Source organism: Streptomyces sp. NPDC001315 (assembly GCF_042896175.1).
Lineage (GTDB): Bacteria > Actinomycetota > Actinomycetes > Streptomycetales > Streptomycetaceae > Streptomyces.
The window spans coordinates 43,365-69,581 of sequence record NZ_JBIAWZ010000017.1; the positions used below are offsets into that span (position 1 = coordinate 43,365).

At 71.0% G+C, this 26,217-nt stretch carries 28 protein-coding genes and 1 pseudogene; 18 read left to right on the plus strand and 11 right to left on the minus strand.

The window, feature by feature from the left end; all coding sequences use genetic code 11:
* Positions 1–181: 181 nt before the first annotated feature.
* Complete coding sequence (locus ACFY16_RS32655) at positions 182–865, minus strand: pyridoxamine 5'-phosphate oxidase family protein (protein ID WP_390650821.1); 684 nt, start codon at positions 863–865, stop codon at positions 182–184.
* A gap of 35 nt (positions 866–900) precedes the next feature.
* Here ACFY16_RS32655 and ACFY16_RS32660 point away from each other — a divergent pair, with 35 nt between their 5' ends.
* On the plus strand, positions 901–2,232 hold the full coding sequence (locus ACFY16_RS32660) for an aminotransferase class I/II-fold pyridoxal phosphate-dependent enzyme (protein ID WP_390650822.1): 1,332 nt from the start codon (positions 901–903) through the stop codon (positions 2,230–2,232).
* A gap of 37 nt (positions 2,233–2,269) precedes the next feature.
* Here ACFY16_RS32660 and ACFY16_RS32665 read toward each other — a convergent pair whose 3' ends face one another.
* Entirely contained in the window at positions 2,270–3,199 is a 930-nt protein-coding gene (locus ACFY16_RS32665; protein ID WP_390650823.1) for a DMT family transporter, read from the minus strand.
* Positions 3,200–3,273: 74 nt separating this feature from the next.
* Here ACFY16_RS32665 and ACFY16_RS32670 point away from each other — a divergent pair, with 74 nt between their 5' ends.
* A complete protein-coding gene (locus tag ACFY16_RS32670) occupies positions 3,274–4,176 on the plus strand; it encodes a LysR family transcriptional regulator (RefSeq protein WP_390650824.1) in 903 nt (300 codons plus the stop codon).
* 6 nt (positions 4,177–4,182) lie between these two features.
* On the opposite strand, the gene ACFY16_RS32675 is transcribed toward ACFY16_RS32670, so the two are convergent.
* Entirely contained in the window at positions 4,183–4,650 is a 468-nt protein-coding gene (locus tag ACFY16_RS32675) for a pyridoxamine 5'-phosphate oxidase family protein (protein ID WP_390650825.1), read from the minus strand.
* Positions 4,651–4,807: 157 nt separating this feature from the next.
* On the opposite strand from ACFY16_RS32675, the gene ACFY16_RS32680 reads away from it, so the two are divergent.
* Complete coding sequence (locus tag ACFY16_RS32680; protein ID WP_390650826.1) at positions 4,808–5,458, plus strand: cysteine hydrolase; 651 nt, start codon at positions 4,808–4,810, stop codon at positions 5,456–5,458.
* 6 nt (positions 5,459–5,464) lie between these two features.
* Here ACFY16_RS32680 and ACFY16_RS32685 read toward each other — a convergent pair whose 3' ends face one another.
* Entirely contained in the window at positions 5,465–5,899 is a 435-nt protein-coding gene (locus tag ACFY16_RS32685; protein ID WP_390650827.1) for a Rieske 2Fe-2S domain-containing protein, read from the minus strand.
* Between the two features lie 155 nt (positions 5,900–6,054).
* On the opposite strand from ACFY16_RS32685, the pseudogene ACFY16_RS32690 reads away from it, so the two are divergent.
* Together ACFY16_RS32690 and ACFY16_RS32695 are read left to right on the plus strand one after the other, a co-directional pair.
* Positions 6,055–6,129 (plus strand): annotated as a pseudogene (locus ACFY16_RS32690) (YihY/virulence factor BrkB family protein); the annotation flags it as partial.
* Between the two features lie 16 nt (positions 6,130–6,145).
* Positions 6,146–6,460: a hypothetical protein gene (locus ACFY16_RS32695; RefSeq protein ID WP_390650828.1), complete on the plus strand. Its 315-nt coding sequence runs from the start codon at positions 6,146–6,148 to the stop codon at positions 6,458–6,460.
* Between the two features lie 240 nt (positions 6,461–6,700).
* On the opposite strand, the gene ACFY16_RS32700 is transcribed toward ACFY16_RS32695, so the two are convergent.
* Both ACFY16_RS32700 and ACFY16_RS32705 read right to left on the minus strand, forming a co-directional pair.
* Entirely contained in the window at positions 6,701–7,423 is a 723-nt protein-coding gene (locus ACFY16_RS32700) for an IclR family transcriptional regulator (RefSeq protein WP_390650829.1), read from the minus strand.
* A 17-nt stretch (positions 7,424–7,440) separates the two neighbouring features.
* A complete protein-coding gene (locus ACFY16_RS32705) occupies positions 7,441–8,928 on the minus strand; it encodes an APC family permease (protein ID WP_390650830.1) in 1,488 nt (495 codons plus the stop codon).
* A gap of 222 nt (positions 8,929–9,150) precedes the next feature.
* Between ACFY16_RS32705 and ACFY16_RS32710 the strand changes: the two genes are divergently transcribed.
* The 11 genes from ACFY16_RS32710 (at position 9,151) to ACFY16_RS32760 (ending at position 19,954) form a co-directional block, all read left to right on the plus strand.
* Positions 9,151–10,593: an APC family permease gene (locus tag ACFY16_RS32710; RefSeq protein ID WP_390650831.1), complete on the plus strand. Its 1,443-nt coding sequence runs from the start codon at positions 9,151–9,153 to the stop codon at positions 10,591–10,593.
* A gap of 75 nt (positions 10,594–10,668) precedes the next feature.
* Complete coding sequence (locus ACFY16_RS32715) at positions 10,669–12,648, plus strand: primary-amine oxidase (RefSeq protein ID WP_390650832.1); 1,980 nt, start codon at positions 10,669–10,671, stop codon at positions 12,646–12,648.
* Positions 12,639–13,220 (plus strand): hypothetical protein, encoded by a 582-nt coding sequence (locus tag ACFY16_RS32720; protein WP_390650833.1) that lies wholly within the window; start codon positions 12,639–12,641, stop codon positions 13,218–13,220. Before ACFY16_RS32715 ends, ACFY16_RS32720 begins: the two co-directional genes overlap by 10 nt.
* A gap of 319 nt (positions 13,221–13,539) precedes the next feature.
* Positions 13,540–13,731 carry a hypothetical protein gene (locus ACFY16_RS32725; protein ID WP_390650834.1) on the plus strand — a complete coding sequence of 64 codons (192 nt, stop codon included), beginning with the start codon at positions 13,540–13,542 and terminating at the stop codon, positions 13,729–13,731.
* A gap of 187 nt (positions 13,732–13,918) precedes the next feature.
* Positions 13,919–14,674: a HipA family kinase gene (locus ACFY16_RS32730; RefSeq protein WP_390650835.1), complete on the plus strand. Its 756-nt coding sequence runs from the start codon at positions 13,919–13,921 to the stop codon at positions 14,672–14,674.
* Positions 14,671–15,054: a DUF3037 domain-containing protein gene (locus tag ACFY16_RS32735; protein WP_390650836.1), complete on the plus strand. Its 384-nt coding sequence runs from the start codon at positions 14,671–14,673 to the stop codon at positions 15,052–15,054. The genes ACFY16_RS32730 and ACFY16_RS32735 overlap by 4 nt, the downstream gene beginning before the upstream one ends.
* A 137-nt stretch (positions 15,055–15,191) precedes the next feature.
* On the plus strand, positions 15,192–15,953 hold the full coding sequence (gene fabG / locus ACFY16_RS32740; protein ID WP_390650837.1) for a 3-oxoacyl-ACP reductase FabG: 762 nt from the start codon (positions 15,192–15,194) through the stop codon (positions 15,951–15,953).
* A gap of 11 nt (positions 15,954–15,964) precedes the next feature.
* Complete coding sequence (locus tag ACFY16_RS32745; RefSeq protein WP_390650838.1) at positions 15,965–16,726, plus strand: SDR family oxidoreductase; 762 nt, start codon at positions 15,965–15,967, stop codon at positions 16,724–16,726.
* 227 nt (positions 16,727–16,953) lie between these two features.
* The gene (locus tag ACFY16_RS32750; protein ID WP_390650839.1) at positions 16,954–18,534 is read left to right on the plus strand and encodes an ABC transporter substrate-binding protein; all 1,581 of its coding nucleotides are present in this window, start codon (positions 16,954–16,956) and stop codon (positions 18,532–18,534) included.
* 81 nt (positions 18,535–18,615) lie between these two features.
* Positions 18,616–19,299 (plus strand): uracil-DNA glycosylase, encoded by a 684-nt coding sequence (ung, locus tag ACFY16_RS32755; RefSeq protein ID WP_390650840.1) that lies wholly within the window; start codon positions 18,616–18,618, stop codon positions 19,297–19,299.
* A gap of 124 nt (positions 19,300–19,423) precedes the next feature.
* Positions 19,424–19,954: a hypothetical protein gene (locus tag ACFY16_RS32760; RefSeq protein ID WP_390650841.1), complete on the plus strand. Its 531-nt coding sequence runs from the start codon at positions 19,424–19,426 to the stop codon at positions 19,952–19,954.
* Positions 19,955–19,974: 20 nt separating this feature from the next.
* Here the strand turns inward: ACFY16_RS32760 and ACFY16_RS32765 are convergent, their stop codons facing one another.
* Positions 19,975–20,427 carry a hypothetical protein gene (locus tag ACFY16_RS32765; protein ID WP_390650842.1) on the minus strand — a complete coding sequence of 151 codons (453 nt, stop codon included), beginning with the start codon at positions 20,425–20,427 and terminating at the stop codon, positions 19,975–19,977.
* Between the two features lie 113 nt (positions 20,428–20,540).
* Entirely contained in the window at positions 20,541–21,053 is a 513-nt protein-coding gene (locus ACFY16_RS32770) for a DinB family protein (protein ID WP_390650942.1), read from the minus strand.
* 517 nt (positions 21,054–21,570) lie between these two features.
* Here ACFY16_RS32770 and ACFY16_RS32775 point away from each other — a divergent pair.
* The gene (locus ACFY16_RS32775; RefSeq protein ID WP_390650843.1) at positions 21,571–22,482 is read left to right on the plus strand and encodes a Gfo/Idh/MocA family protein; all 912 of its coding nucleotides are present in this window, start codon (positions 21,571–21,573) and stop codon (positions 22,480–22,482) included.
* Here ACFY16_RS32775 and lnt read toward each other — a convergent pair.
* Complete coding sequence (lnt, locus tag ACFY16_RS32780; RefSeq protein ID WP_390650844.1) at positions 22,400–23,974, minus strand: apolipoprotein N-acyltransferase; 1,575 nt, start codon at positions 23,972–23,974, stop codon at positions 22,400–22,402. The two genes, ACFY16_RS32775 and lnt, sit on opposite strands and share 83 nt — an antisense overlap.
* A 74-nt stretch (positions 23,975–24,048) precedes the next feature.
* Complete coding sequence (locus ACFY16_RS32785; RefSeq protein WP_390650845.1) at positions 24,049–24,540, minus strand: nuclear transport factor 2 family protein; 492 nt, start codon at positions 24,538–24,540, stop codon at positions 24,049–24,051.
* 295 nt (positions 24,541–24,835) lie between these two features.
* Here ACFY16_RS32785 and ACFY16_RS32790 point away from each other — a divergent pair, with 295 nt between their 5' ends.
* A complete protein-coding gene (locus tag ACFY16_RS32790; RefSeq protein WP_390650846.1) occupies positions 24,836–25,237 on the plus strand; it encodes a hypothetical protein in 402 nt (133 codons plus the stop codon).
* Here ACFY16_RS32790 and ACFY16_RS32795 read toward each other — a convergent pair.
* The gene (locus ACFY16_RS32795) at positions 25,234–26,061 is read right to left on the minus strand and encodes a hypothetical protein (RefSeq protein ID WP_390650847.1); all 828 of its coding nucleotides are present in this window, start codon (positions 26,059–26,061) and stop codon (positions 25,234–25,236) included. The genes ACFY16_RS32790 and ACFY16_RS32795 overlap by 4 nt on opposite strands.
* Between the last annotated feature and the right edge of the window lie 156 nt (positions 26,062–26,217).

The following is a 26,217-nucleotide window of genomic DNA, read 5'->3' on the forward strand; positions in this document are numbered from 1 at the left end:
CTGCGCAACGAACGCGGCACGCAAGTTGGACCACCGCATAGCCGGCCGGCCCGTCCGCACGCCCGGCCGCCGACGCTCACTCATGCTCGCGAGAACGCACTCGTGCACGCTCGAGCGGCAACAGTTACGAACCCCCGCCACTCGCTGTCGTCGCCGGGCGCGTCCCAGGGACGGATCAGCATCACAGCACCGCCAGATAGTCCGGGACCTCGGTGCCGGAGGCCAGGTCGGGGTCGGCGAGCGGGGCGTCGTAGCCCTTGCGCAGGGGGACGACGCCGGCCCAGTGCGGGAGGGCGAGGTCCTCGGGCTCGTCGTTCACGCCGCCCGTGCGGAGCTTGGCGGAGACCTCGTTCAGGTCGAGGCGGATCACGGCGGTGGCGGCCAGCTCCTTCTTGTTCGCGGGCCGGGAGTCGGCGGCGCGGCCGGGTACGACGTGGTCGACGAGGGCGTCGAGCGCCTGCCGCTTCTCCTCGGGGTCCGTCACGTCATGGGCGATGCCGTGCACCACCACCGAGCGGTAGTTGATGGAGTGATGGAAGGCCGAGCGGGCCAGGATCAGCGCGTCGACGTGGGTGACCGTGAGGCACACCGGCAGCCCCGGGTCGGCCTCCCCCGTCATCCGCAGCGGACGCGAGCCGGTCGAGCCGTGCACATAGAGCCGCTCGCCGACCCGGCCGTACAGCGTGGGCAGCACCACCGGTGCGCCGTCGCGGACAAAACCGAGATGGCAGACGTAGCCCTCGTCGAGTATCGCGTGCACCAGTTCCTTGTCGTACGACGCCTTCTGCGCGGCACGCGTGGGGACCGTGCGGTCGGTCGGGCTGTAGGCGGCGGGTCGCGACGGCGTCCGCTGGGTCCCCTGCATGGCGCTCTCCATTGCACTAGTGCATAATTGGCTTTGTGCTAGGAGAATATCCGATCCAGGGTCGGCGCGCAGCGGAGATTTCGGCGAGCGTCGAACGCGCGGTGGGCGCCGGTGACCTGCAACCCGGTCAACTGCTGCCGCCGATGCGGGAGTTGGCGGAGCGGCTCGAGGTGAACCCCAATACCGTCGCGGCCGCCTACCGCACCCTGCGCGAGCGCGGGATCATCGAGACCGCCGGGCGACGGGGCAGCCGGGTGCGGGCCAAGCCGGCCACCACGGGGCGCGAGCGCATCCGGGTGGAGGTGCCGGAGGGAGTGCGGGACGTGGCCGACGGCAACCCGGATCCGGCACTGCTGCCGCCGCTCGCGCCCGCGTTCGCCGCGGCCGCCGGACAGGCAGACCGGGAGCCGGTGCTGTACGGCCATGATCCGGTGGAGCCCGAGCTCGTGCGTATCGCGCGGGCCGACCTGCGCGCCGACGGTGTACCGGAGGGTCCACTCGCCGTCACCTCCGGTTCGCTGGACGCCGTCGAGCGGGTCCTCGCGGCGCACCTCAAACCCGGTGACACGGTCGCTGTGGAGGACCCCGGCTGGGGCAGCCTGCTCGACCTGGTCCCCGCGCTCGGCCTGCGCACGGCTGCCGTCGGCGTCGACGACGAAGGCCCGCTCCCGGACGCCGTGCGCCGGGCCCTGGACTCCGGAGCGCGCGCCCTGATCGTCACGGACCGGGCCCAGAACCCCACGGGCGCCGCGGTGAGCGCCACACGCGCGCGTGCCCTGCGTTCCGTACTCCGCCAGTACCCCGACACCCTCCTCCTCGAGGACGACCACGGCCACCGCATCGTCGACCTCCCCCTGCACCCCCTCGCCGGCACCACCCGGAACTGGGCCTTCGTCCGCTCGGTCGCCAAGGCGTACGGCCCCGACCTGCGGCTCGCGGTGCTCACCGGGGACGCCGTCACCCTCGACCGGGTCCGCGGCCGGCAGCGGCTCGGGCCCGGCTGGGTCAGCCGGATCACCCAGCGGGCCGTGCTGCGGCTGTGGACCGACGGCGCGGTGGACGCGCCGGCGGTCGCGGCGGCGTACGGCCGCCGCCGGGACGCGCTGATCGGCGCGCTCGCCGAGCGGGGGATCGAGGCCCACGGCCGCAGCGGCATGAACGTCTGGATCCCGGTCCCCGACGAGACCGGAGCCGTCGCCCGGCTGCTGCACGCCGGCTGGGCGGTCGCCCCCGGCGCACGCTTCCGGATGAGCGCGCCGCCCGGCATCCGGATCACCGTCTCGACCCTGACCGCCGCCGAGATCGGCCCCCTGGCGGACGCGGTCGCCTCCGCGGTGGGCCCGGCGCCGGTGCGCGGTTACGCCTGAGGACGGGCCCTCAGGCGCGACCGCGCTCAGCGGCGCGCTACGCCTTGGCGCGGACCTGCGTCAGCGCCGCGCCCGCCAGCACGATCGCCGCTCCGGTCGGCGTCGACCAGGTCAGCGACTCGCCGAGGATCGCGACGCCCGCGGCCGTGGCGATGACCGGGATGAAGTACGTGACCATCTGGGCGGTTGTCGGGCCGACTTCGGCGACCAGTCCGTACTGGATGAGGACGGCGAGCCCGGTGCCGAGGGTGCCCAGTGCGGCGGTCGCCAGCAGGGGCACGAGCGCGAAGTGCGTCGGCGTGGTGGTGAACAGCGGGGTGACAGCTGCCAGTTGGGCGGTCGCCAGCAGCAACTGGGCGCCGGTCAGGGAAAGGTGCGAGTGGGTGGACCCGGCGAGCGTGCGGCGGACGTAGATCCAGCCGATCGGATAGCTGAGAGAGGCCAGTAGGGCCATCGCCGTGCCCGTGGCGTCCAGGCCGTGGAAGCCCTGCCAGGCGCCGAGCACGGTCAGGACGCCGAGGAAGCCGAGGCCGAGACCGGCGACCCTGAGCCGGGTCGGGCGGTCCTCGGAGAGGGCGACCAGGGAGAGGGCCATGCCCCACAGGGGAGAGGTCGCGTTGCAGATGCCCGCCAGCGTGGACGGGATCGTCAGCTCCGCGTAGGCGAAGAGGGAGAAGGGCAGCGCGTTGAGCAGGAAGGCGGCGACCGCGAGATGCGCCCAGGTCCGCCCGCCGCGCGGGAGTCGTTCGCCCTTGACGGCCATGGCCACCGCGAGTACCGCCGTCCCGAACACCAGCCGGCCGAGCGTGACCTGGAAGGGGGCGTACCCCTCGGTGCCCACCTTGATGAGGAGGAAGCTGAAGCCCCAGATCAGCGACAGGGTGCCGAAGCGGAGGCGCCAGTCCAGGGCGCGGCGCGGGCGGGGAGTGGTGCGAACGGGCTTCCGGGTGACGGTGACGGTACTCATGGGGACAACGATGCTGGAGGCGACCTCGTAGCACAATCGAGATTTTGCACCCGATATCTCGTAGCATCACTTACATGTTGAACCTGGAGCGCCTGCGCACCCTCGACGCCCTCGCCCGGCACGGCTCGGTCAGCGGGGCGGCCGAAGGGCTGCACATCACCACGTCGGCCGTCTCGCAGCAGATGGCCAAGCTGGAGCGGGAGGTCGGCCAGCGGCTCCTGGCCAAGCACGGCCGGGGTGTACGGCTGACGGACGCGGGCCGGCTGCTCGCCGACCACGCGGCGCGCATCCTGTCGCAGGTGCAGCTCGCCCAGTCCGACCTGGAGGCGCAGCGCGGGCAGGTCGTGGGCGAGCTCAGGCTGTCGGCGTTCCCGACCGCGGCACGCGGGCTGTTCCCCACCGCGCTCGCCGCACTGCGCGCCGAGCACCCGGCGCTGCGGGTGCGCTCGTGCGAGCTGGAACCCGAGGCCGGGATCGCCGCCGTGGTGCGCGGCGACCTGGACCTGGCGGTCGTACTCGACTGGTACAACAAGCCGATGCCGGTGCCCGACGGCCTGGTGACGGCGCCGATCCTCGACGACCCCGCCGACGTGGCCCTGCCGGCCGACCATCCGCTCGCCGGGCGGGGCGAGGTGGACCTCGGGGAGTTCGCCGAGGACGAGTGGATCACCTGGGGCGAGGGCGAGTTCTGCCACGAGTGGCTGATGTACACCCTGCGCTCCCGCGGCGTCGAGCCGATCGTCGGCCACCGCGCCGGCGAGACGCACACCCAGCTCGGACTGGTCGCGGCCGGACTGGGAGTGTGCATCGCGCCCCTGCTGGGCCGGCATCCGATGCCGCCCGGGGTCGTCACCGTCCCGCTCCGGCAGCGGGTGCGTCGGCACGTCTACGTCGTCTGGCGCGCGGACGCCGACCGCCGCCCGTCGATCCGCGCGGCGGTCGAGGCGCTGCGGGCGGCGGCGGAGCGCGTCGGCTGAACGCCCCTACGCGGCGCCCAGCTTGCGGAAGTCCCAGGACACGATCTTCTCGGGCGTCAGCCGCACCCACGCGTGCCGGCCGTCGTGCGGCATCTCCTCCAGACCGAAGTTCTTGCGGGCGAACAGGGTCTCCGGGACGTCGAGTTCCGCGCGCAGCTCCCCGGTGCGCGGGCTCTCGCCCGCGAACTCCACCGCCCCGGACAGCTCGACGCCGCGCAGTTCGTCGTACTCCTCGCCCGTGTCGACCACGATCGCGACCCGGGGATCACGGCGCAGGTCGGTCCAGCGCTTGCTGCGCACCACCGAGTACAGCCACATCGAGGTGCCGTCCCAGGCGAACCACAGCGTGCTGACGTGCGGCGCGCCGTCCACCGACACGGTGGCGACCCGGCAGGTGCGCTGGCTGGTGAGGAACTCGTCCAGCTCGCCCGGTGTCATCATGATCTTGCGGCCACGGCGCTGAGTGACGGTCATACGGCCCCCTCTTCTTCTCTCACGTCGTGCCAGAGCCGGTCCTCCCGGAGAGGGGAGATCCTCTGACAGTGCGTCAGAAAAGAATGGTTCGTCTTCCGTCCCCGCGCAATGGCGGCTAGTCTCGCCCGCCCCACACCGTCGGCGACAAGGAAGCGCCATGCCGTCGTACGAGCAGCTCAGCGAACTCCTCGACCCCGCGAGCACGGTGCTGCTCACCGTCGAATGCCAGCAGGGCGTCGTCGGACCCGACAGCGCGCTGCCCGAACTCGCCCGGGCCGCACGGTCGTCGGGCGCCCTCGCCAACGTCGCCCGGCTGGTCGCCGCCGCGCACGAGAGCGGGATCCAGGTGATCCACGCCGTCGCCGAGCGCCGCCCGGACGGCCGGGGTGCCAGCCGCAACGCCCGCCTCTTCCGCGCTGCCGAACGACTCCCCGTCCAGCAGCTGACCGGGACCACCGCGGTGCGCGTCGCGCCCCCGATCGAGGTCGCCCAGGAGGACTTCGTCGTACGGCGCCTGCACGGCCTGTCGCCCCTCCAGGGGACCGATGTCGACGCCCTGCTGCGCAACCTCGGCTGCCGCACGCTGATCGTCACCGGTGTCTCGGCCAACGTGGCGATCCCCAATGCCGTCTTCGACGCGGTCAACCGCGGCTACACCGCCGTAGTGCCGACGGACGCCATCGCGGGGGTGCCCTCCGACTACACCCCCGCCATGATCCGCAACACGCTCGCGCTGGTGGCGACCCTGGCGGCCACCGACGAAGTGCTCGGCTGCTTCAAGCGGCCACGGCGGTCCGGACGCGGTTGACGGCGCTCAGGCCAGTTTGATCTCGTCCCCGGACACGGTGATCTCGACGGCGGGCAGTGGCTTCGTCGCCGGAACCCTCTTCACGCTGCCGTCCTCGATGGAGAACTCGCTGTGGTGACAGGGGCAGACGATCACGCCGTCGGCCACACTGGTCACCGGGCACCCCTTGTGCGTGCAGTTCGACGAGAACGCCTTGAACGTGCCCGCCGTCGGCTGCGTGACCACCACGGCCGGATCCTTGAAGATCTTGCCGCCGCCCTCCGGGATGTCCGAGGTCTTCGCGAGGACGGTGCCGGCCGTGCCCGCGGAGCCGGAGGTGTCCTTGTCGTCCGAGTCCGACCCGCACGCGGTCAGCGCGACGGCGATCCCGGCCGCCCCGACCGTCGCCACGACGGTGCGGCGGCTGGGGCCGGCGACGGGCTGAAGCGATTCGCTGGTCATGCTGACGTTCCCTTCCCTGGAAGCCTCGTGATCTGCGCACGGTACGGCGTGCCCAGTGATCTGCACACCAGTACGGCCGGAGCCGACCCGCTGTTCAGCCGGCGACGGCATTCGCGCGCGATCGGGAGCGGTCGCGGTCCGCCGGCGGCGAATCGGTGTGGCTGTGGATCACGAATCTGGCGATCCTGCTCGGCCTGGAGTTCGACGCGGAGATGAACCGCCAACGGGCGTGAACTCGGCGAGCCCGTGTCGCCCTCCTTCCTGCTGGAGGTCATGGCCCAGTCGCTCGTGAAACCGCCGACAGGGCGCTACCAGGACGAGATCGTGCTGTTCCTGGCCACCGCCGCCGAACGCATCGGCGACGAGTGGCCCGACCCCGCCGGCCTGGGCGGTGACGTCAACGCTGTCATGAACGCGACTCAGAAACTCGCCGTGGCCAACGCGCTCAACCGGGCCCGCGCCATCGCAGAATGGGCGGTCGACCTGGAGGACGAGAGCCAGGAGCGCGCCGCCTACGACGACTGGAAGAAGCTGTTCGGGAACCGGATGACCAAGCCATGAACGTCCCACCGACCCCGGCGGCGTCCACGGGATACCGCTCCTCCGCGGACGGCGGCGGCGCTGCCTCAGGGTGTCCCCCGCACCGGTCTGTACCGGCTGAGTCACGGCCGCCGCGGAGCCGGATGCGCGCGCGGCCGGACGGGACGGGGAGCGGGCGGCGGACGGCGACCCGGAAGGCGACGGTGGCGTGGAGAACGACGGCGCCGGGCGGGAATTGCGGTGGGCTCCACTGCCCTCTGTTCAGACCACCAAGGATGTCAGCTCCTTCGCGCATTGCCGCAGTCGGTCGACCAGGGCAGTGCCCGGATCGCCGAGCCGGTCGGGAGTGCCGCAGACGGCGAGAGCCGCGGCCAGGCGGCCGGTGGCGGCGCTGTGGACGGGCACGGCCAGGCAGGCATGGTGCGGATCGAGTTCGCACCGCTGCTCGGCGATTCCTTCGGCGCGGACACGGTCGAGTTCGGCGGCGAGGGACGCAGGCGTGGTGAGGGTGTGCCGCGTCAGCGCGGGCAGGTGGGCGGGCAGCTCCTGTCCTTCGGCGAGGAGTAGTTTGCCGAGGGCCGAGGCGTGTGGGTGGCGGGTAAGGACGCCGGCGTCGGTCGGCGGGTGATCCGGGTCCGGATCGGTGAAGTAGATGTGCCCATCGGCGTATCCGGCCAGGTGGACCCCGAACCGTATATGCCCGCGCAGCCGCGAGACCACGGCGTGCGCGGCCGCGGGCACCGCGGGGACCGGGCGCGGGCCCGCGAGGCCGACGACGTTGCGGCCCAGGGCGAAGCCGCGCAGATCGGGCATCCGCACGAGGTATTCCTCCTCGACCAGCAGATTGAGGAGCCGGTACGTCGTGGCGGATGCCAGCCGCAGTTCGGTGGAGATCTCCTTGGCAGTGACGCCCGGTCCGGCTGCTGCCACGTGCTGCAGTACGGCGAGCGTGTTCCGTATGGCGCGGGGCTGGCGCCCGCTCACGGCCAGTGCGTCACCGCTCACCGCGCCCGCCGGCTGTCCACATGGTGCAGAACGTCCTGCGCGCTCGTCTCGTCGTACACCCCGATCGCCCCGACGCGCTCCGGATCACGTCGGCGGGCCAGCAGGAACCAGACCATTCCCGCGCCCATCAGCACCGCGAAGAGACCGGGCAGCAGGGCGTTGCCCGCGGACACGTTGAGCCGGGCGTGGGCGGCGAGGACGAGCAGCAGGAACGGCACACAGACTGCGGCTGCGGCCACCGGGGCCCGGGTGAGCTCGCCGATGCGGTGCAGGAACGCCGGTGCGGCCACGCACACGAGAGCGTAGGCGGTGAGGAATCCGTAGGTGCACAGGCTCAGCAACAGGGTGAACACTGTGGACAGTTCGAGACCCGTGGTGAGCAGGCCGAGCGGGACCAGCACCAGGATGGGCAGCACGAAGGAGACCGCGATGTGCGGCGTGCCGTGCGTGGGATGCGTCCTGCCCAGCTGGCGCGGTGTCATGCGTTCGCGGCCCATCGAGAACAACAGACGTACCAATGCGGTGCCGGAGGCCACGGCGCAGGCGAAGAACGAGATGGCGATGCCGAGGTCGAGCAGGACGGGCAGCCGCACCGCGGAATGGTGGTCGGGGAACTCGCCCAGTGGAGACAGGACACCGTTGCTTCCTGCCGCCAGCACTTGGGTGTAGGTCGCCAGCAGATACAGGCCGGCGGAGCACACGACGGTCCACCGCACAGCCCGTCCCACGACGAGAAACGGCCGGCGTGCCTCCGCGCCCAGCACTGTGGCGCTCTCGAAGCCGATGAACGCGCCGAATGCGGGCAGTGCGCCCGCCACGACCGAGGCGAGCGCCGCCGGACTCGCATCGGGTGGCTTCAGTTGACGCATGTCGGGGTGCGGGCCCTGGCGTACGAGGAGCACGGCGAAGAATGCCAGGGCCAGGACGATCGACGCGGCCTCCAGGAACAGAGTGAGGCCCGCGGACAGCCGCACTCCCCTGACGAGGAAGTACGCGGTGAGGATGCCGACCGTCAACAGTACGAGGGCGACCAGCAGTTCGGGCGGACCGGCCGTCATGCCCAGCCGCGCGAACAGCTGCCCTGCATACAGTCCGGCGCCCGTCAGGGCACCCATGGCCAGCACACCGTAGCCGATCAGCAAGGCGCATCCGCAGGCAAAGGCCGCGGCGGGGCCCAGGCCCTTGGCGGTGAAGCTGTAGAGGGCGCCCGGCGCGGCCATCCGGATCGAGAAGGTCCGTACGCACACCGAGACCAGCAGCGCCAGCAGCGCGGCGAGCGCCACCGACCACAGCGCGGAGGTGCCCGCATCCGCGGTGACCAGGGCGGGAGTGGAGGCCATCGCGGCGGCCGGGGCCACGGCCGAGACGGACTGGGCGAGCACAGGCAGCGGTCCGAGGGAGCGGCGGTCGAGGCCCGCGACGGGAGAGCGGCCGCGCAGCACCGGGGGCGAAGAGGCCTGTGTCGCCGTGCTGGTGGCGCTCATCGCTGTCCTCCTGGTGCCGGTGGTGCCGACGGGCACGGTAAAGGCGTCGTGTTTCCGGCGTATGAGCTCTGTATTGCGCGGGCGTGTTCCCGAACGGGAAAGCCCGCACGGAGCATTCCCGTTCGGTGTGCCGCGGTCCGTGACGGAGGTGTGACGGAGCGGCAATGGGAGGTGTTGAGACTGCCGGGCAGGCCGACTCCCGCCGATCATCCAGGAGGCACCGTGAGCAGTACGGCGAGTTCACCCCGCACAACCGCCGACGGGGACGATGCCGCCCGCCCCGGTCTGCGCGGCTCTCTCGGTACCGCTTCGATCGTGCTGATGGTCCTGGCGGCCGCCGCGCCGCTGACCGTCGTGGGCGGCAGCGTGCCGCTGGGCATCGCCCTGGGCAATGGTTCCGCGTATCCCGCGGCGTTCGCCGTCTGCTGCGTGGTGCTGCTGCTGTTCGCGGTCGGTTTCTGCGCGATGGCGCGACACGTGCGTGAGGCGGGGGCGTTCTACGCGTACGTCGACAAGGGGCTCGGCCGGCGTGCCGGTCTGGGTTCGGCGTTCCTCGCGCTGGTCACCTACACGGCGATCCAGGTGTCGGTGTACGGGTACATCGGTGTCGCCCTCGACGGTCTCGTCCAGTCCTACGGCGGGCCGCACATTCCTTGGTGGCTGTGGACCGGCGCGATGATCGCGCTGGTCGGTGTGCTCGGCTACCGGCATGTCGACCTCAGCGGCAAGGTACTCGGGGCCCTGCTGATCGGCGAGGTCGGCATCGTCCTCGTACTGGATATGGCTGTCGTGGCCACCGGTGGTGACCACGGACTGTCCACCGCCCTCGTCACCCCCTCCCGGCTCACCTCCGGATCACCGGGCCTCGCCGTCACCTTCGCCATCGCCGCGTTCATCGGCTTCGAGGCCACAGCGGTCTTCCGCAGCGAGGCCCGCGACCCTGACCGGACCATTCCTCGCGCCACCTATCTGGCCCTCGCGCTCGTGGGCGGTTTCTACACCCTCTCCAGCTGGGCCCTGGTGTCCGCCTGGGGCGATGAGCAGGCGGTGGCCGCCGCCGGTCGCGACCCGGAGGGCATGCTGATGGCGACCGTGAGCCGCTACCTCGGGCCGTTCGCCGAACACCTCGCCCAGGCCCTGTTCGTGACCAGCCTCTTCGCCTGCGTGCTCTCCTTCCACCACGTCATCGCCCGCTATCTGCACTCGCTCGCCGGGCGCGAGGCGCTGCCCGCGCGGCTCGGCCGCGCCCACCCGCGCCATCACTCGCCGTACGCGGCGTCCCTGACGCAGACCGTGAGCGCGGCCGCGCTGATCGCCGTGTTCACCCTCGCCGGGATGGATCCCATCACCGAGATCTTCACGTGGATGGCGGGCGTGGCCACCGCGGGTGTCGATGTCCTGATGCTGCTCACGTGTGTCGCAGTGCTGGTGTTCTTCCGCCGCACGGGCAGCGACACCCGCCCCTGGCACACCCTGTGGGCGCCCGCACTGGGTGGCCTGGGCCTGGCCGCTCTGCTGACCTTGACGGTCCTCAACTTCCCGCTGCTGATCGGCGGTTCCACCGTCCTCGCTGTCGTGCTGCTCGGCGTGCCGGCCGCGGCCTTCGTGCTCGGTGTCGTACGGGAACGCCGGCGCCGCACCGGCGAGGTTCCCGTCCCCGCCTGAATCCGCAGCCCCTCCCCTGCCTCCCCTCCCCGTTCCCTGACCACCCGCACCATCGAAAGATCCAGGAGCACCCCCATGACCGTGACCGACACCGCTGTCGCCGCCGGGCTCACCGTGCCGCCGACCGCGCACCCCCTCGCGATGCTCACCGCCGACGAGATACGCGCCGCCCGCGCCGTCCTGGACACGGCCGGGCACCTCGGGCCAGACGTGCGTTTCGTCTCCGTGGTTCCCGAGGAACCGGCCAAGGCCGAACTGCTCGCCTTCTCGCCCGGCGGCCCCGTGGACCGGCGACTGCGGATCCTGCTCCTCGATCGGGCGAACGGCGCCTCGTACGACACGATCGTCTCCGTCACCCGCGGCGCCCTGGACCACTTCGAGAAGATCGACACCACGGGGTCCGGTCAACTCCCGATCCTGGACGAGGAGTTCGAGACCGTTCAGGAGATCGTCGATGCCGACCACGCCTGGCGGGAGGCGCTGGCCCGCCGGGGACTGGACGCCTCGACCGTACGGGCGGTCCCGCTCTCCGCCGGCCACTACGGCCACGAGGGCGAGGCAGGCCGTCGTATCGTCCGCAGTTTCGGTTTCCACCAGGACCACGAGCAGGACCACCCCTGGGCCCACCCGGTCGACGGCCTGGTCGCGTATGTCGACCTGACCGCACGCACCGTCGTGCAGGTCATCGACGACGAGCTGGTCCCCGTACCCGAGGAGCCCGGCAACTTCCAGGACCCCGCGTACACCGGACCGGCCCGCAGCACCCTCAAGCCCATCGAGATCACCCAGCCCGAGGGAGTCAGCTTCACCGTCGAGGACGGGGTCGTCCGCTGGGAGAACTGGACCCTGCGGCTCGGCTTCAACGTCCGCGAAGGCCTGACGCTCCACCAGATCAGCTTTCACGACCGCGCAAAGGGCCGCGACCGGTCCGTCGTGCACCGCGCCTCGATCGCGGAAATGGTCGTCCCGTACGCCGATCCGTCCCCGGTGCGCTTCTGGCAGAACTACTTCGACCAGGGTGAGTACCTCTTCGGCCGCTACACCAACTCCCTGGAACTGGGCTGCGACTGCCTCGGCGAGATCCACTACACGGACGTCGTCGTCGCCGACGAGCACGGCGAGCCGCGGACCATCCGCAACGCGATCTGCATGCACGAGGAGGACTACGGCGTGCTGTGGAAGCACTCCGACCTCTTCGCGGGCTCCAACGAGACCCGCCGCCAGCGCCGCCTGGTGATCTCGTTCTTCACCACCGTCGGCAACTACGACTACGGCTTCTACTGGTACCTCTACCTGGACGGCACCATCGAGTGCGAGTCCAAGGCCACCGGCATCGTCTTCACCTCCGGATATCCGGAGCAGGGGCGGGAGTTCGCGACCGAGATCGCCCCCGGCCTGGGCGCGCCCTTCCACCAGCACCTCTTCTCCGCCCGGCTCGACATGGCCGTCGACGGGCACTCCAATGCCGTCGACGAGATCGATGCCGTACGTGTGCCCGTGAGCGACAAGAACCCGCACGGCAACGCCTTCGGGCGGCAGGTCACCCGCCTGCGCAGCGAACAGCAGGCGCAGCGGCAGGCCGACGGCAGCCGGGGCAGGGTCTGGCACGTCGTCAATCCGGGGGTCAGCAACCGGCTGGGTCAGCCGGTCGGTTACGCCCTCGTCCCCGAGGGCCTGCCGACGCTGCTCGCCGACGACTCGGCGTCCGTCACCTCCCGAGCGGCTTTCGCCACCCGTCACCTGTGGGTCACCCGGCATGCCGACGACGAGCGCTACCCGGCGGGCGATCTGGTCAACCAGCACCCGGGCGGCGCGGGACTGCCCGCCTGGACGGCCGCCGACCGAAGCATCGACGGCGAGGACATCGTGCTGTGGCACACCTTCGGTCTCACCCACTTCCCGCGTCCCGAGGACTGGCCGGTCATGCCGGTCGACTACACGGGCTTCGCCCTCAAGCCTGTCGGCTTCTTCGACCGCAACCCGACCCTCGACGTGCCGCCCAGCAGCAATGGTGGGCACTGCCACGGCGGTGAGCAGGCACCGTCGTGCCACTGACGCACCTGGCGACGCACGGCGGGGCGGCGCACACCGTGCTGATGGCGGCCATGGCCGTGCTCGGTGAGGGCTGCGCCCTTGCCGCGCTCTGGTCCGCTCGGAGCCGGACGTCCGTCCGCTGCTGGCTGCCTCATCTGGTGATGGGGGTCGTCATGGCCGTGGCCTGTCTGCCGGGCACCAGTGCCGTCGTGCCCTGGACGGGCGCGGCGGTGCTGGCCGCGAGCGCGGTGTGGTCGGGGTGGCCGGTCAGCGGTCCGGTCACTGCCCGGCCCACCGCAGGCCAGTCCGGCGCCCGCTGGTACACGTGCGCCGACCTGGTCGCCTGCGCGGTGCTCCTCGCGCTGACCGCCTCGCCCGCAGCCGCGGGCGAGGCGGGCCACACCGGTCCGCCGGCACCGGTCGCGGCCGTCACCGTTGCTGTCACGCTGGCCTGGGCGGGCGCCCGCACAGCTCTGTTCGCGGGCGTATTGCCGCCTCGCGCGGCAGGGCGCGCCGGGCTGGGGACGCGACTCGCCCGGCTGGGCAGTCCTGTCATGGTGCCGCTGATGGGGGTGATGGTGCTGACGGCCTGACCGGTCTCGTTCGGGCCGAGCTCGCGCGGCCGGCCGAGGGCCTGCTCAGCGGGCGTCGAATCCACTTCACCGCCCTGCGTCATTTCGCCCTCGACGGCACCGACCACCCCGCCCACAAGGACCAGCGCGTACATGGCCAAGTTGGAGTCAACCGTCTCCTCGGTCGACTACCAGCGCGGCATCCTGTCCGAGCTCTCCTCCATTCGGCCTGGGACGCGGGCTCCGTCAGGGCGAGGTGTCCGGGCTGAGCCCAGAGGACATCGACTACGCACGAGGCGTCCTCCATGTCCGCCGCCAAATCCAGGCGATCCGTGGAAGGTTGTACTTCGCTCTGCCGAAGGGGAAGAAGACCCGTACCGTCGACCTGCCCGCCTCGGTGGCCGAGGAGCTGAAGCGTCACGTCGAAGCGTTCCCACCGGTGGAGGTGGAGCCCCCGTGGGGCAAGCCGGAGGGGCAGGGGAGGAAGTTCTCCCTGCTGCTCACCACGCGACTCGGCAACGCCTCGCGGTGAACACGTGGAACACCTACACCTGGAAGCCGGAGAGTCCGTCGTGACCTTGGCACGGTGGCTCGGGCACTCCTCGCCGGCGATCACCCTCGGTTACTATGCTCACTTCATGCCGGAGGCCGGAAGCAAGGGGCGACCGTCATCGACGGATCGTGGATTGCAAGGTTGATGAGATGGGTGGCCTGGGAAAATGCTGAAAGAGGTCACCGCGACCCGCTACATCACGCCCCTGCGTGAGGGCGGCTCGCTGCCGGGACTCGTCGAGGCCGACGACTTCGGGACGTACGTCATGAAGTTCACCGGCGCGGGACAGGGCCGCAAGACGCTTGTCGCCGAGGTCGTGTGCGGGGAGCTCGCCCGTCGGCTCGGCTTCCGGGTGCCCGGCCTCGTGACGGTCGAGCTCGACCCGGTGCTGGGGCTCGGCGAACCCGACCAGGAGGTGCAGGAGCTGCTCAAGTCCAGCGGCGGCACCAACCTCGGCATGGATTTCCTCTCCGGGGCCCTCGGCTTCGACCCGCTCGCCTTCCGGGTGAGCCCCGAGGAGGCCGGGCGGATCGTCTGGTTCGACGCGCTGGTGAACAACGTCGACCGCTCCTGGCGCAACCCCAACCTGCTGATGTGGCGGGGCGAGCTGTGGCTCATCGACCACGGCGCCACCATGATCTGGCACCACAACTGGCGCGGCGCCGAAGCGTCCGCGGCCCGCCCCTACGACATCTCCGACCACGCGCTCAGGCCGTTCGCGCCCGATGTCGCCGCGGCCGCCGCCGAACTGGCGCCGCTGGTCACCGAGGAGCTCCTCGACGAGGTCACCGCCGGGATTCCGGACGTCTGGCTGACGGACGAGCCGGGCTTCGACACGCCGGACGACCTCCGGCAGGCCTACGCGCGGCCTCTGCTCGCGCGCGCGGGCCTCATCCACGAGCGCATCGAGGGGGCCCAGTGAGCGAGCGGAACGTCTTCGAGTACGCGGTGCTGAAAGTGGTGCCCCGCGTGGAACGCGGCGAGTGCATCAACGCCGGAGTCCTCGTGTACTGCCGGGCCGAGTCCTTCGTGGGCGTGCGCACGCACCTCGACGAGACCAGGCTGCTGGCCCTCGACCCGGACGTGGACGTCGCCGGCGTGCGGGCCGCGCTGCGCGCGGTCGAGGGCGTGTGCACCGGCGGCGAGGCTGCCGGGCAGGCCGCGCGCGACGACGCCGGCCGACGCTTCCGCTGGCTGATCGCACCGCGCTCCACGGTCGTCCAGCCGGGCCCCGTGCACACCGGGCTGACCGCCGATCCGGCGGCCGAGACGGAGCGGCTGCTCGACCTGCTCGTCAGGTAATGGATCACACGCGCGCGGTGTGCCGTTGACACCGAGTGCCAGGGCTTCTAGCGTCACGTCTGCTGAAGGTACTAAGCGGTCGCTCACCGGAGGGGCGTACCGTGGGAGCCGCATCTCAAGCGCGAGGAGAACCAGCAATGTCCACCACTGAGCAGCGGGTCGCGGTAGTCACCGGCGGGGCGCGCGGCATCGGCGCCGCCACCGCCGTACGACTGGCCGCCGAGGGCCGCGCGGTCGCCGTGATCGACCTCGACGAGGCCGCCTGCAAGGACACCGTCGAGAAGATCACCGCGGCGGGCGGCAAGGCCGTCGCCGTCGGCGCGGACGTCTCGGACGAGGCGCAGGTCGAGGCCGCGATCGCGCGCGTCGTCGAGGAGCTCGGCGCTCCGACCATCCTGGTCAACAACGCCGGTGTGCTCCGCGACAACCTGCTGTTCAAGATGACCGCCTCCGACTGGGACACCGTCCTGAACGTCCACCTGCGCGGCTCGTTCCTGATGACCAAGGCCGTCCAGAAGCACATGGTGGAGGCGGGCTTCGGCCGGATCGTCAACCTCTCCTCGTCCTCCGCGCTCGGCAACCGGGGTCAGGCCAACTACTCCGCCGCCAAGGCCGGTCTGCAGGGCTTCACCAAGACGCTGGCCATCGAGCTCGGCAAGTTCGGCATCACGGCCAACGCCGTCGCCCCCGGCTTCATCGCCACCGAGATGACCAAGGCCACCGCCGACCGCGTCAAGATGGGCTTCGAGGAGTTCAAGGCCGCCGCCGCCACCCAGATCCCGGTGCAGCGCGTCGGCGAGCCCGAGGACATCGCCAACGCCATCGCCTTCTTCACGGGCGAGGCCGCCGGCTTCGTCTCCGGCCAGGTGCTGTACGTCGCCGGCGGACCGCTCAACTAAGGATCACGGACATGACTGAACGCCCCGAGCTCTCGGGAAAGGTCGCCCTCATCACGGGCGCCAGCCGCGGCATCGGCTACGGCGTCGCCGAGGCGCTGGTCGCCCGCGGTGACCGGGTCTGCATCACCGGCCGGGGCGAGGACGCCCTGAAGGAAGCCGTCGAGAAGCTCGGCGCCGACCGGGTCATCGGCGTCGTCGGCAAGGCCCACGACCTGGACCACCAGGCCGCCGCCGTCGAGCGCACCATGGAGGCCTTCGGCCGCGTCGACTTCCTGGTCAACAACGCCGGTACGAACCCGGTGTTCGGGCCGATCGCCGACCTCGACCTGGACGTCGCGCGCAAGGTCTTCGAGACCAACGTGATCTCGGCACTCGGTTTCGCCCAGAAGACCTGGCACGCCTGGCAGAAGGACAACGGCGGCGCGATCGTCAACATCGCCTCCGTCGCGGGCCTCTCGGCCTCGCCCTTCATCGGCGCCTACGGCGTCAGCAAGGCCGCGATGATCAACCTGACCCAGCAGCTGGCGCACGAGTACGCGCCGCGGGTCCGGGTCAACGCGATCGCCCCGGCCGTCGTGAAGACCAAGTTCGCGACGGCCCTGTACGAGGGCCGGGAGGCGGAGGCGGCAGCGGCCTACCCGCTGGGCCGGCTCGGCGTGCCCTCCGACATCGGTGGCGCCGCCGCGTTCCTCACCTCGACGCAGTCCGACTGGATCACCGGCCAGACGCTCGTCGTCGACGGCGGCATCTTCCTCAACGCCGGCGTCGGCTGACACGCAGGGGCTCGACACGGGCGCTGTTTCCTCCGTAACGGATCCTTTCGGACGCCTGCGGATCTTTACGGAAACGGCGCCCGTTTCGGCGCACAGGAGACTCACAGACATATGACAACCTCGCCGAACGCGAGTTGATCAAGAGTCCCGCACGAAGCAGGTTCAACTCGCGTGGCACTGCGGTATGGTCTGCCGACCCTTGGCACGGCAGATCGAGGAGCGTGCGCGTGTTCAACCGGAAGCGAAGCCTTCGGCAAGTGGCGGCGATCGCGTCCATATCCCTCGTGACTGGATGCGGCTACTTCTCGGACAGCGGCTCCGGCAGCGAGGGACCGATCGCCGTGGGGACGACCAGCGCCCCCAGCACGCTGGACCCGGCCGCCTCCTGGGACGGCTCCTGGGAGCTGTTCCGGAACATCTACCAGACGCTGCTGGCCTACCCGAACGGCGCGACGACGCCCCAGCCCGACGCCGCCGAGAGCTGCGGGTTCACCGATGACTCCAACCGCACGTACCGCTGCAAGCTGCGCGAGGGCATGAAGTTCTCCGACGGGGACACGCTCGACGCCTCGGCCGTCAAGCACTCGATCGACCGGATCAAGAAGATCAACGTGTCCGGCGGCCCCGCCGGGCTGCTGGGCAGCCTGGACCGGGTGCAGGTGCTCGGCGAGCGCGAGGTCGTCTTCCACCTCAACCAGGCCGACGCGACCTTCCCGTTCGTCCTCGCCACCCCGGCCATGTCCATCGTCGACCCCGACGACTACCCGGCGGGCGCCCTCCGCAAGGACGGCAAGGTCTACGGATCCGGGCCGTACAAGCTCCAGTCGTACGACGAGGGCAAGAAGGCCGAACTCGTCAAGAACCAGAACTACAAGGGCTTCGCGGAGCGCAGAAACGATGCGGTGACGATCCGTTACTTCCAGGACTCCGCCACCATGGTCAAGGCGCTGCGCGACAACCAGATCGACGTGACCTACCGTGGTCTCGCCGCCGGCGACATCGTCGCCCTCGAGAAGAAGGACGGCGCGGAGGATCTCCAGCTGGTCGAGGGCACGGGCACCGACATCAGTTACCTGGTGTTCAACCCGCAGGATCCGTGGGCCGGCAAGGCCGCCGTGCGCAAGGCCGTCGCGCAGGTCGTCGACCGGGCGGCGATCGCCCACAAGGTCTACAAGGACACCGTGGACCCGCTGTACTCCATGGTCCCCAAGGGTCTGACCGGCCACACCACGGGCTTCTTCGACGACTTCGGCGACCCGGACACCGTCAAGGCCCGCAAGTTTCTCACCGACGCGGGCATCACCGAGCCCGTGTCGCTCACCTTCTGGTACACCAGCGACCGCTACGGCTCCGAGACGGCCCTGCAGTTCGCGGAGCTCAAGCGTCAGCTCGAGGCCTCGGGCCTGTTCGCGATCACGCTCAAGGACCGGCCCTGGAAGACGTACGTCGAGGGCTACCAGAAGGGCGAGTACCCGGTGTTCGGGCGCGGCTGGTTCCCCGACTTCCCCGACGCGGACAACTTCATCGCGCCGTTCGTGGGCGAGCAGAACGCGCTCGGTACGCCCTACCCGGCGCATGAGATCACCGAGACGCTGCTGCCCCGCTCCCGCCAGGAGAGCGACCGCGCCAACGTGGAGCAGGACTTCGAGGAGGCCCAGCAGATCATCGTCGACGACGCGCGGCTGCTGCCGCTGTGGCAGGGCAAGCAGTACGTGGCCGCGCACGAGGACATCTCCGGCGGGGAGCGTGCGCTGGACCCGTCGACGATCATGATGATGTGGGAGCTGTCGCGCAAGACCAGCTGGTAGCGCCGTCCGCCGGGCCGGGTGTCAGTGGTCGCCTGTAGGTTCTGAGGCCTGGAAGCGACCGCACGACATAAGGACGTTGACGTGACCGACACCGCCATGCTGCCCGAGTCCTGGCGCGGGGTCCTGGGCGAAGAGCTGCAGCAGCCCTACTTCAAGGGGCTGACGGAGTTCGTCGAGGAGGAGCGAGCGAAGGGTCCCGTCTACCCTCCGCGCGAGGAGGTCTTCGCCGCGCTCGACGCCACGCCGTACGAGCAGGTGAAGGTCCTGATCCTCGGCCAGGACCCGTACCACGGCGAGGGCCAGGGCCACGGTCTGTGCTTCTCGGTCCGCCCCGGGGTGAGGGTCCCGCCGTCCCTGCGCAACATCTACAAGGAGATGCACGAGGAGCTGGGCACGCCGATCCCGGACAACGGCTATCTGATGCCGTGGGCCCAGCAGGGCGTGCTGTTGCTCAACGCGGTGCTCACCGTCCGCTCCGGTGAGGCGAACTCGCACAAGGGCAAGGGCTGGGAGAAGTTCACGGACGCGGTGATCCGCGCGGTGGCCGACCGGCCCGACCCGGCGGTCTTCGTCCTGTGGGGCAACTACGCGCAGAAGAAGCTCCCGCTGATCGACGAAACCCGGCACGTGGTGGTCAAGGGCGCGCACCCCTCGCCGCTGTCGGCCAAGAAGTTCTTCGGCTCCCGTCCGTTCACGCAGATCAACGAGGCGGTGGCGCAGCAGGGCCACGAGCCGATCGACTGGACCGTTCCGAACCTGGGCTGACCGCCGCCGGGCCGGTCGCTTCCCCGGCCGGCCCGGTGCCGCCTGCCCCGGATCGCCGGTGCCTGCCGTTAGCGTCGGTCAGGAAAGACCGGCGAGGACGGCCGACGAGCACGCGGAGGACACCGTGGCGGAGCGACAGGACCAGGCGGCGCCCGATGCCGTGCTGACGCGGATCGGGCAGGTTGTGATGCTGCATCACGGAGGCGACCGTGAGGAGGCCCGCCGCCGCTTTTTGGACCTGTGGACGGAGATCGGCGAGCACGGTGACCCCCTGCACCGCTGCACCCTGGCCCACTACCTGGCCGACACCCAGGACGACCCCGGCGACGAACTGGCCTGGGACCTGAGGGCGTTGACCGCCGCCGAGGAACTCACGGACGAGCGACGCGCGGGGCAGGCGGGAAACGAGGGGGCGGTCGCTGCGCGGGCGCTGTATCCGTCGCTGCATCTGAACCTGGCGGCGGACTATGTGAAGCTCGGCCGCTCCGACGCCGCCCGCAGCCACGTCCGCCGGGCCCGCGGAGCTGCGGCAGCCCTGGGCGACGACACGTACGGGGACGGGGTACGGGCGGCGATCAGCCGGATGGAGCTGCGGCTGGGCGAGGGAGGCGGTTCCGGCGAGGGGAGCTGGGGGCCGCCGCGACAGCGGTCCTGAAACGGCGGCGTCGCTCCGCCTCAACGGCCGTACGTCTGCTCGCAGATCACCGTCTCCGGGCTGTCCGCCTGCCAGCCCCCGTACTGTTTGCCGAGCGCGCACACGTCCGTGTTCTTCCGTACCGGCTCGGACACGTCCGGGGTCTCGACGCGCGGCTGTTGATGCCGCCGGGGCTCCGGATGCGGCGGCCCGGAGCGGTCGTGCGCTGGAGTGCGGGGACCCGGCGCCTGGTGCGCCGGCGGCTTCGGTTCCGCGCTCCGGGACGGTCCTACGAGCTCCAGCGCCTCCCGCGCCGGCGCCTGCACGACCTGCGGCTCGGCCTCGCCGTCCGGCCGGGGCACGGATGTCGGTGCGAGCGCCACCGGGGCCGTCGGAGGTCCGGACGCGGGCGGGTGCTGGACCGTCACACAGCCGGAGAGGGCCGAGACGGCCACGGTGACCAGAAGTGTTGCGGTCGTCGTCGTTCGATACACTCGCGCCACTCTGCTGGGTCCGGACCCGTGAGGCACGGCGGATGAGCGGAGGTTGCCCCCCAAGAGTGATGTCGTGCCCCATAAGGAGCCTTCGGGCTCGCCGAGGTTTGACGTCAGTCGCCCGTGACGCCGTCGATGCGCTCGCGGATCAGGTCTGCGTGGCCGTTGTGGCGCGCGTACTCCTCGATCATGTGCGTGTAGATCCAGCGCAGGCTGAACGGCTCGTCGGTGAACCTGCTCGTTCCCTTGGAGAGATCGTCGAGACCGAAGCCGGCCGCGTTGCGCCGGGCGGCCTCGATCTCGGCCTGCCAAGTGGCGTACGCCTCCTGCCAGGTGTCCGCCTCGGTGAGATGGAACTCGCCGTCCCGGTCCTCGTCGCTGTAGTAGATGGGCCCCGGGTTCTCGCCCACCAGCACCTTGCGGAACCAACTGCGCTCCACCTCCGCCATGTGCCGGACGAGCCCCATCAGGGAGAGCTCGGACGGTTGCACGGACGCGGTCCTGAGCTGTGCGTCGGTCAGGCCCTGGCACTTCCAGGCGAGCGTCTGCCGGTGGTAGTCCAGCCAGCCTTCGAGCATGGTGCGTTCGTCGGCGTTCAGGGCGGGTTCGCTGCGCTCGGTCGTCATGCCCGCATCATTCCCCAACTCGCCATCCCCGACCAGGCGTTTCCAGTGGCCGAGCACTCCATGGAGCAGTTCCCGCAGCGAGGCCCGACCCCCCCTCCGGGCCCGGCACCCGGGTGGCGAAGCCCGGCGGTGCGTCGCCAGCGCCGGCCCGTCCACCAGCGAGGCCGGTGGGGTTCGCGGATCGGGCGTCTCCTCCTGCGGCAGCACCCGCGCCTCCCGGCCTGGGCGCCGTACGGCGAGCTCCAGCGGCGCCTGCCGGGTCCGCGCGAGATCGGACGTCGAGCCCTGCGGGAGTCCGGTCGCCTCGTCGACCGTCCGGTGGGTGAGCCCGCGCATGCCGCGCTCGGCGAGCCGGGCGGGCGAGCGCGGGGTCGGTGATCAGGTCGGCGCAACCCCGCGGTCGCCGCGCTCTCCAAGGCGGGGTCGTCGCTCTTCCCGCGTGGCTTCGACGGTATCGCGGACCGCCCGTATGCTGCCGTGGAGTCAGGCGCGGACAAGCAGTGAAGGAGCTCCCCCCGTGAAGGTCGGCTGCATCGGACTCGGCGACATCGCGCAGAAGGCGTACCTGCCGGTGCTCGGAGTCCAGCCCGAGGTCGAACTGCACCTCCAGACCCGGACGCCCGCGACCCTCGACCGGGTCGCCGCCACCCTTCACCTCCCCGGCCCCCAGCGCCACCAGGACCTCGACTCCCTCCTCGCCCAGGGCCTCGACGCCGCGTTCGTGCACGCGTCCACCGCCGCGCACCCCGAGATCGTCACCCGCCTGCTGGAAGCGGGCGTACCGACGTACGTCGACAAGCCGCTCGCCTACGAACTCGCCGACTCCGAGCGGCTCGTGGCGCTCGCCGAAGAGCGCGGGGTGTCACTCGCCGTCGGCTTCAACCGGCGCCACGCCCCCGGGTACGCGCAGTGCGCCGAGCACCCGCGCGAGCTGATCCTCATGCAGAAGAACCGCATCGGGCTGCCGGAAGAGCCACGCACGATGATCCTCGACGACTTCATCCACGTCGTGGACACACTGCGCTTCCTGGTGCCGGGACCGGTCGACGACGTGAGCGTCCGGGCCCGCGTCCGCGACGGCCTGCTGCACCACGTCGTGCTCCAGCTCGCCGGGGACGGTTTCACCGCACTGGGCGTGATGAACCGCCTCAGCGGCTCGGCCGAGGAGATCCTGGAGGTCTCCGGTCAGGACACCAAGCGCCAGGTGGTCAACCTCGCCGAGATAATCGACCACAAGGGCCAGCCCACCGTGCGCCGACGTGGCGACTGGGTGCCGGTGGCCCGGCAGCGCGGTATCGAACAGGCCGTGCTGGCCTTCCTCGACGCCGTGCGTGCGGGCAAGGTGCTCAGTGCCCGGGATGCGCTGGCCACTCATGAACTGTGCGAGCGGGTGGTGCGTGCGGTGCGGGAGCGCTCCGGCGCAGTCTGACCGCCCGTACGCCCTCAGTGAGGCACAGCGCCGCCAGCACCAGCAGGGCCGCGTGTGCCGGCCAGTCGCCGAAGCGGACGTACGGGGTGACACCCGTGGCCAGCGGCACCTCGTACACCTGCGCCTCGCTCGCGCTCGTCCCCAGCCACGACCCGATCCGTTCGCCCCTCGGTCCGTACACGGCGGAGACCCCGGTCAGCGTCGCGTGCACCATCGGGCGGCCGGTCTCCGCCGCGCGGAGCGCCGCCAGCGAGGCGTGCTGCTCCGGGGCCCAGCTCTGCTGGAACGTCGACGTCGACGACTGGCCGACCAATACGTCGGCGCCGTCCTCGGCGAGATGGCGGGTCATGTCGGGGAAGGCGGTCTCGAAGCAGACCAGCGGGCCGATGTGCAGCCCGTGCCCGGCGTTCATCACGACCTGTTCGGTGCCGCGCCTGCGGTCCTCGCCGGCCGCCTTGCCGACGGAGGTGGCCCAGCCGAGCAGGGAGCGGGCCGGGATGTACTCGCCGAACGGGACCAGCCGCATCTTGTCGTAGCGGTCGCCGGTGGGCCCGTTCGGGCCCACCAGGATGGAGCTCTTGTAGATACCGGGCCGGTCGGAGCGGTGGGCATCCACGTTGACCAGGATATCGGCGCCGGTCTCCCGGGAGAGCGTGGCGATCCGCCGCGCCAGGTCGGGCCGGTCGCCGAGGTCGAAGCCGACGCTGCTCTCCCCCCAGACGATCAGGTCGACGTCCCGCCCGACGAGTTCACGCGTCAGCCGCTCCTCGCGGTCGAAGCGACGGTCGCCGCTGTCGGTGCCGCCGATGACCCCGGGCTGGACCACGGCGATCCGGGCCCGTCCGTCGACGTCGGGCCGCGGCGACCACACCCAGGCCGCCGAGGTGGCCGCGGCGGTGGCGACGAGGCCGGCCACGGCGGGCACCCGGGACTCCCGGACCGACGCGAGGACGGCGAACGCGACGTTCACGGCGACCACCAGGAAGCTGAGCAGCCACACTCCGCCGACTGACGCGAGCCGCAGCGCCGCCTCCACCTGCCACTGGCTCGCGCCGAGCATGCCCCAGGGCCCGCCCAGGCCCTGCCAGGAACGCACCAGCTCGATCGCCAGCCAGGCCGACGGCAGCACGACGAGGGCGGCCATGACCCGGCTCCGTGAGGGGACCCCGGCCAGGAAACGGCGCACCAACCAGGCCCACGGGGCCCACAGCACGCCCAGCAGAGCAGCTATGACGAACGTGAACACGTGCAGGTTCGGCAGCAGCCAGTGGTGCATGCCCAGCATGAACCCGAACCCACCGAACCAGCCGTCGTACGCCGCGCGCTTCCCGCTCGGAGCGGAGCGCGCCAGCAGGATCCACGGGACCAGGGCGGCGTAGGCGAACCACCACAGGGACGGGGCGGGGAAGGCGAGCACGGGCAGGGCACCCGCCAGTGCCGCGAGCACGGCGCGGCGCCACGGGGAGGCGAGCCATCGGTCGAGTGTCCTCATACCGCGCCTCCCTACCCCGTCCCGGTGGTTCCAGTGTGCGTGCCGGGGGAGGAACTCCGACAGGGGGCCTCGGCTCAGTCGACCACGCTGTCGGCCTGCCGGCCGGGCATGCGGCGCCACTTCTCCTCGACGACCACCTCGCGCAGTCGCCAGCCGTCATACGTCCGCAGCAGGCCGAAGGCGTAGCGGCCACCGCATACGAAGTCCGGTGGCGCGGCGGCCGAGTCGCCGTCGGGACCGGCGAGGCGCATGGGGTTGACGTAGTCGGCCTGGACACGGGCCGTGTCCCCGGCGTCCTGTTCCAGGACCCCGAAACGCACCCGGCGGTTGACGATCAGATGCTGCCGCATGGAGAAGAGCCGCATGCTCTCGGCGAGCCAGGCGGCGACCTTCCCGGCGTCCCCCTCGACGCCGCCGGCCGAGCGGTAGTCGGCACGCCCGTCCGGGGTGAACAGGCCCCGGTACGCCACCCAGTCCCCGTCGTCCACCGCCACCGCGTAGTCGGTGATCAGTCCGTCGACGGCCAGCCGGTCCATCACGGTCGCGAGCTCCACACGCTGCGTCATCGGCTCAGTGTTGGGCATGGGGCGGGCCGCGCCAAGGGGCGTGCGGCGATATTCGGCGGTCATGGACGGTCACGCCCCGGCGCCCCCGGGCGACAGACGTATGTCAGTGTGAGGCATGACAACGACGGGGGAAGAAGAGGCGTTCGCGGCCGGAGCCGGTCGAGGACGCGGGAGTCTCTACGCGTACCGGGTGCGTGGGCGTGGACGCGCCGGGATCGTTCTGTGGGTCGGTGGGCGGGGTGACGAACCCGACCAGGTGTTTGCCCTGGCAGGAGGCGGTCGTCGGTGCGTACCGGTGTTCGTGACCGGCCGGCAGACGCGGGCGTACGTGCGTCGGCACGGGTGGCAGTCGGCCGCTTCCGAGGCCGGCACGCTGGAGTTGGTCCGTGTCCAGCACTGGCTGGACGATCCGATCCACCGGAAGGTGCCGGCGGGCGCCGTGCTGGAGGCGTGGAACTTCTTCGAGGACCTGGCCCGAGGCGTGGACGCGGTCCACCGGCTGCCCCGGCAGGGAGCGGTGCACGACAGCGCGTACGACAAGCTGTTCGGAGGCGAGTCCGCCGTGTGGACGCCCGCCGAACAACGCGCGGTACTGGAGCTGATCACGGCCGGGGTGGAGCTGTGGGAAACATGCCCGGTGATCGCGAATCCCCGGTACCACGGAGGGCGGGCGGCGACGTCGGCCGCTCAGTCCTAAGTCTTCTCCGAGTCCTTGGGGCGACGATGAGAGACCTGCTCCCGTGCGGTGCGCCAACGTGAGCGTGTCTGTTCGACCACGCTGTCCCACTGGCGGCGGACCTCGTTGTCCGAGGGGCGCAGGCCCTGTCGGATCCGGATGAGTTCGTCTCGTACCTCTCGCCCCAGGGCCGCCGAGGCGACGGTGACGAGCATGGCGCCGAAGAGTGCCGAGATCATCGCGAAGACGGCACCGACCGCTCCATAGCGTGCGGCGTAGGTGTTGAAGAGCCGCGGCAGGTAGACGGTCGCGCCCACCGAATAGACCGCCGTCAGTACGGCCGCGGTGATGCCGAAGGGGAGCAGGCCCGGCCAGTCGATCCGCTTCGCGGACAGGAGTCGGCCGCTCCAGACGAGGAACGCGGCGGTCACCGGTACCTCGCACGCCGAGGCCGCCAGCTCCAGCCGGCCTCCGCCGAGGACCGCGTAGAGCCATCCGGTGACCGCCGTGTAGCCACCGAGAGCGAGGACCCACCACAGGCCGTTCCGTGTGTTGCGGACGCTGAGAGGCCTCAGTTCCCAGGTCTGTTCGAACAGCCGCTGCGAGGCGCGCGCGAAGCTCAGCGCGGAGATCATCAGGAACACGACCCCGAAGACGCCCACGCTCGCACCGGTGTTCTCGGCAGGGGAAAGGAGGGATCTGACCGCCTCGGCGCCTGCCCCGGTGAGGCTGTAGCGGTTGATGATCCGCTCCGCGGCGTCGTAGTCCGCGAAGTTGCTCATCAGGGTGCCGCTGAGGATCGCGAGCGGGATGACCGTGGTGAGCGCGCTGGATGCCAAGGCCATCGAGCGGTCGAAGCCCACGATTTTCTGGAACCGGTTGATGACGCGCAACGCGAAGGAAGGACGCAGCCAGAACGTCAGCGTTCTGACCAGGCGCTCGCGATTGATCTTCGCCGTCCTGTCCTCCGTGAAGATCGGGACTTTCGTGGCGTTGCGACC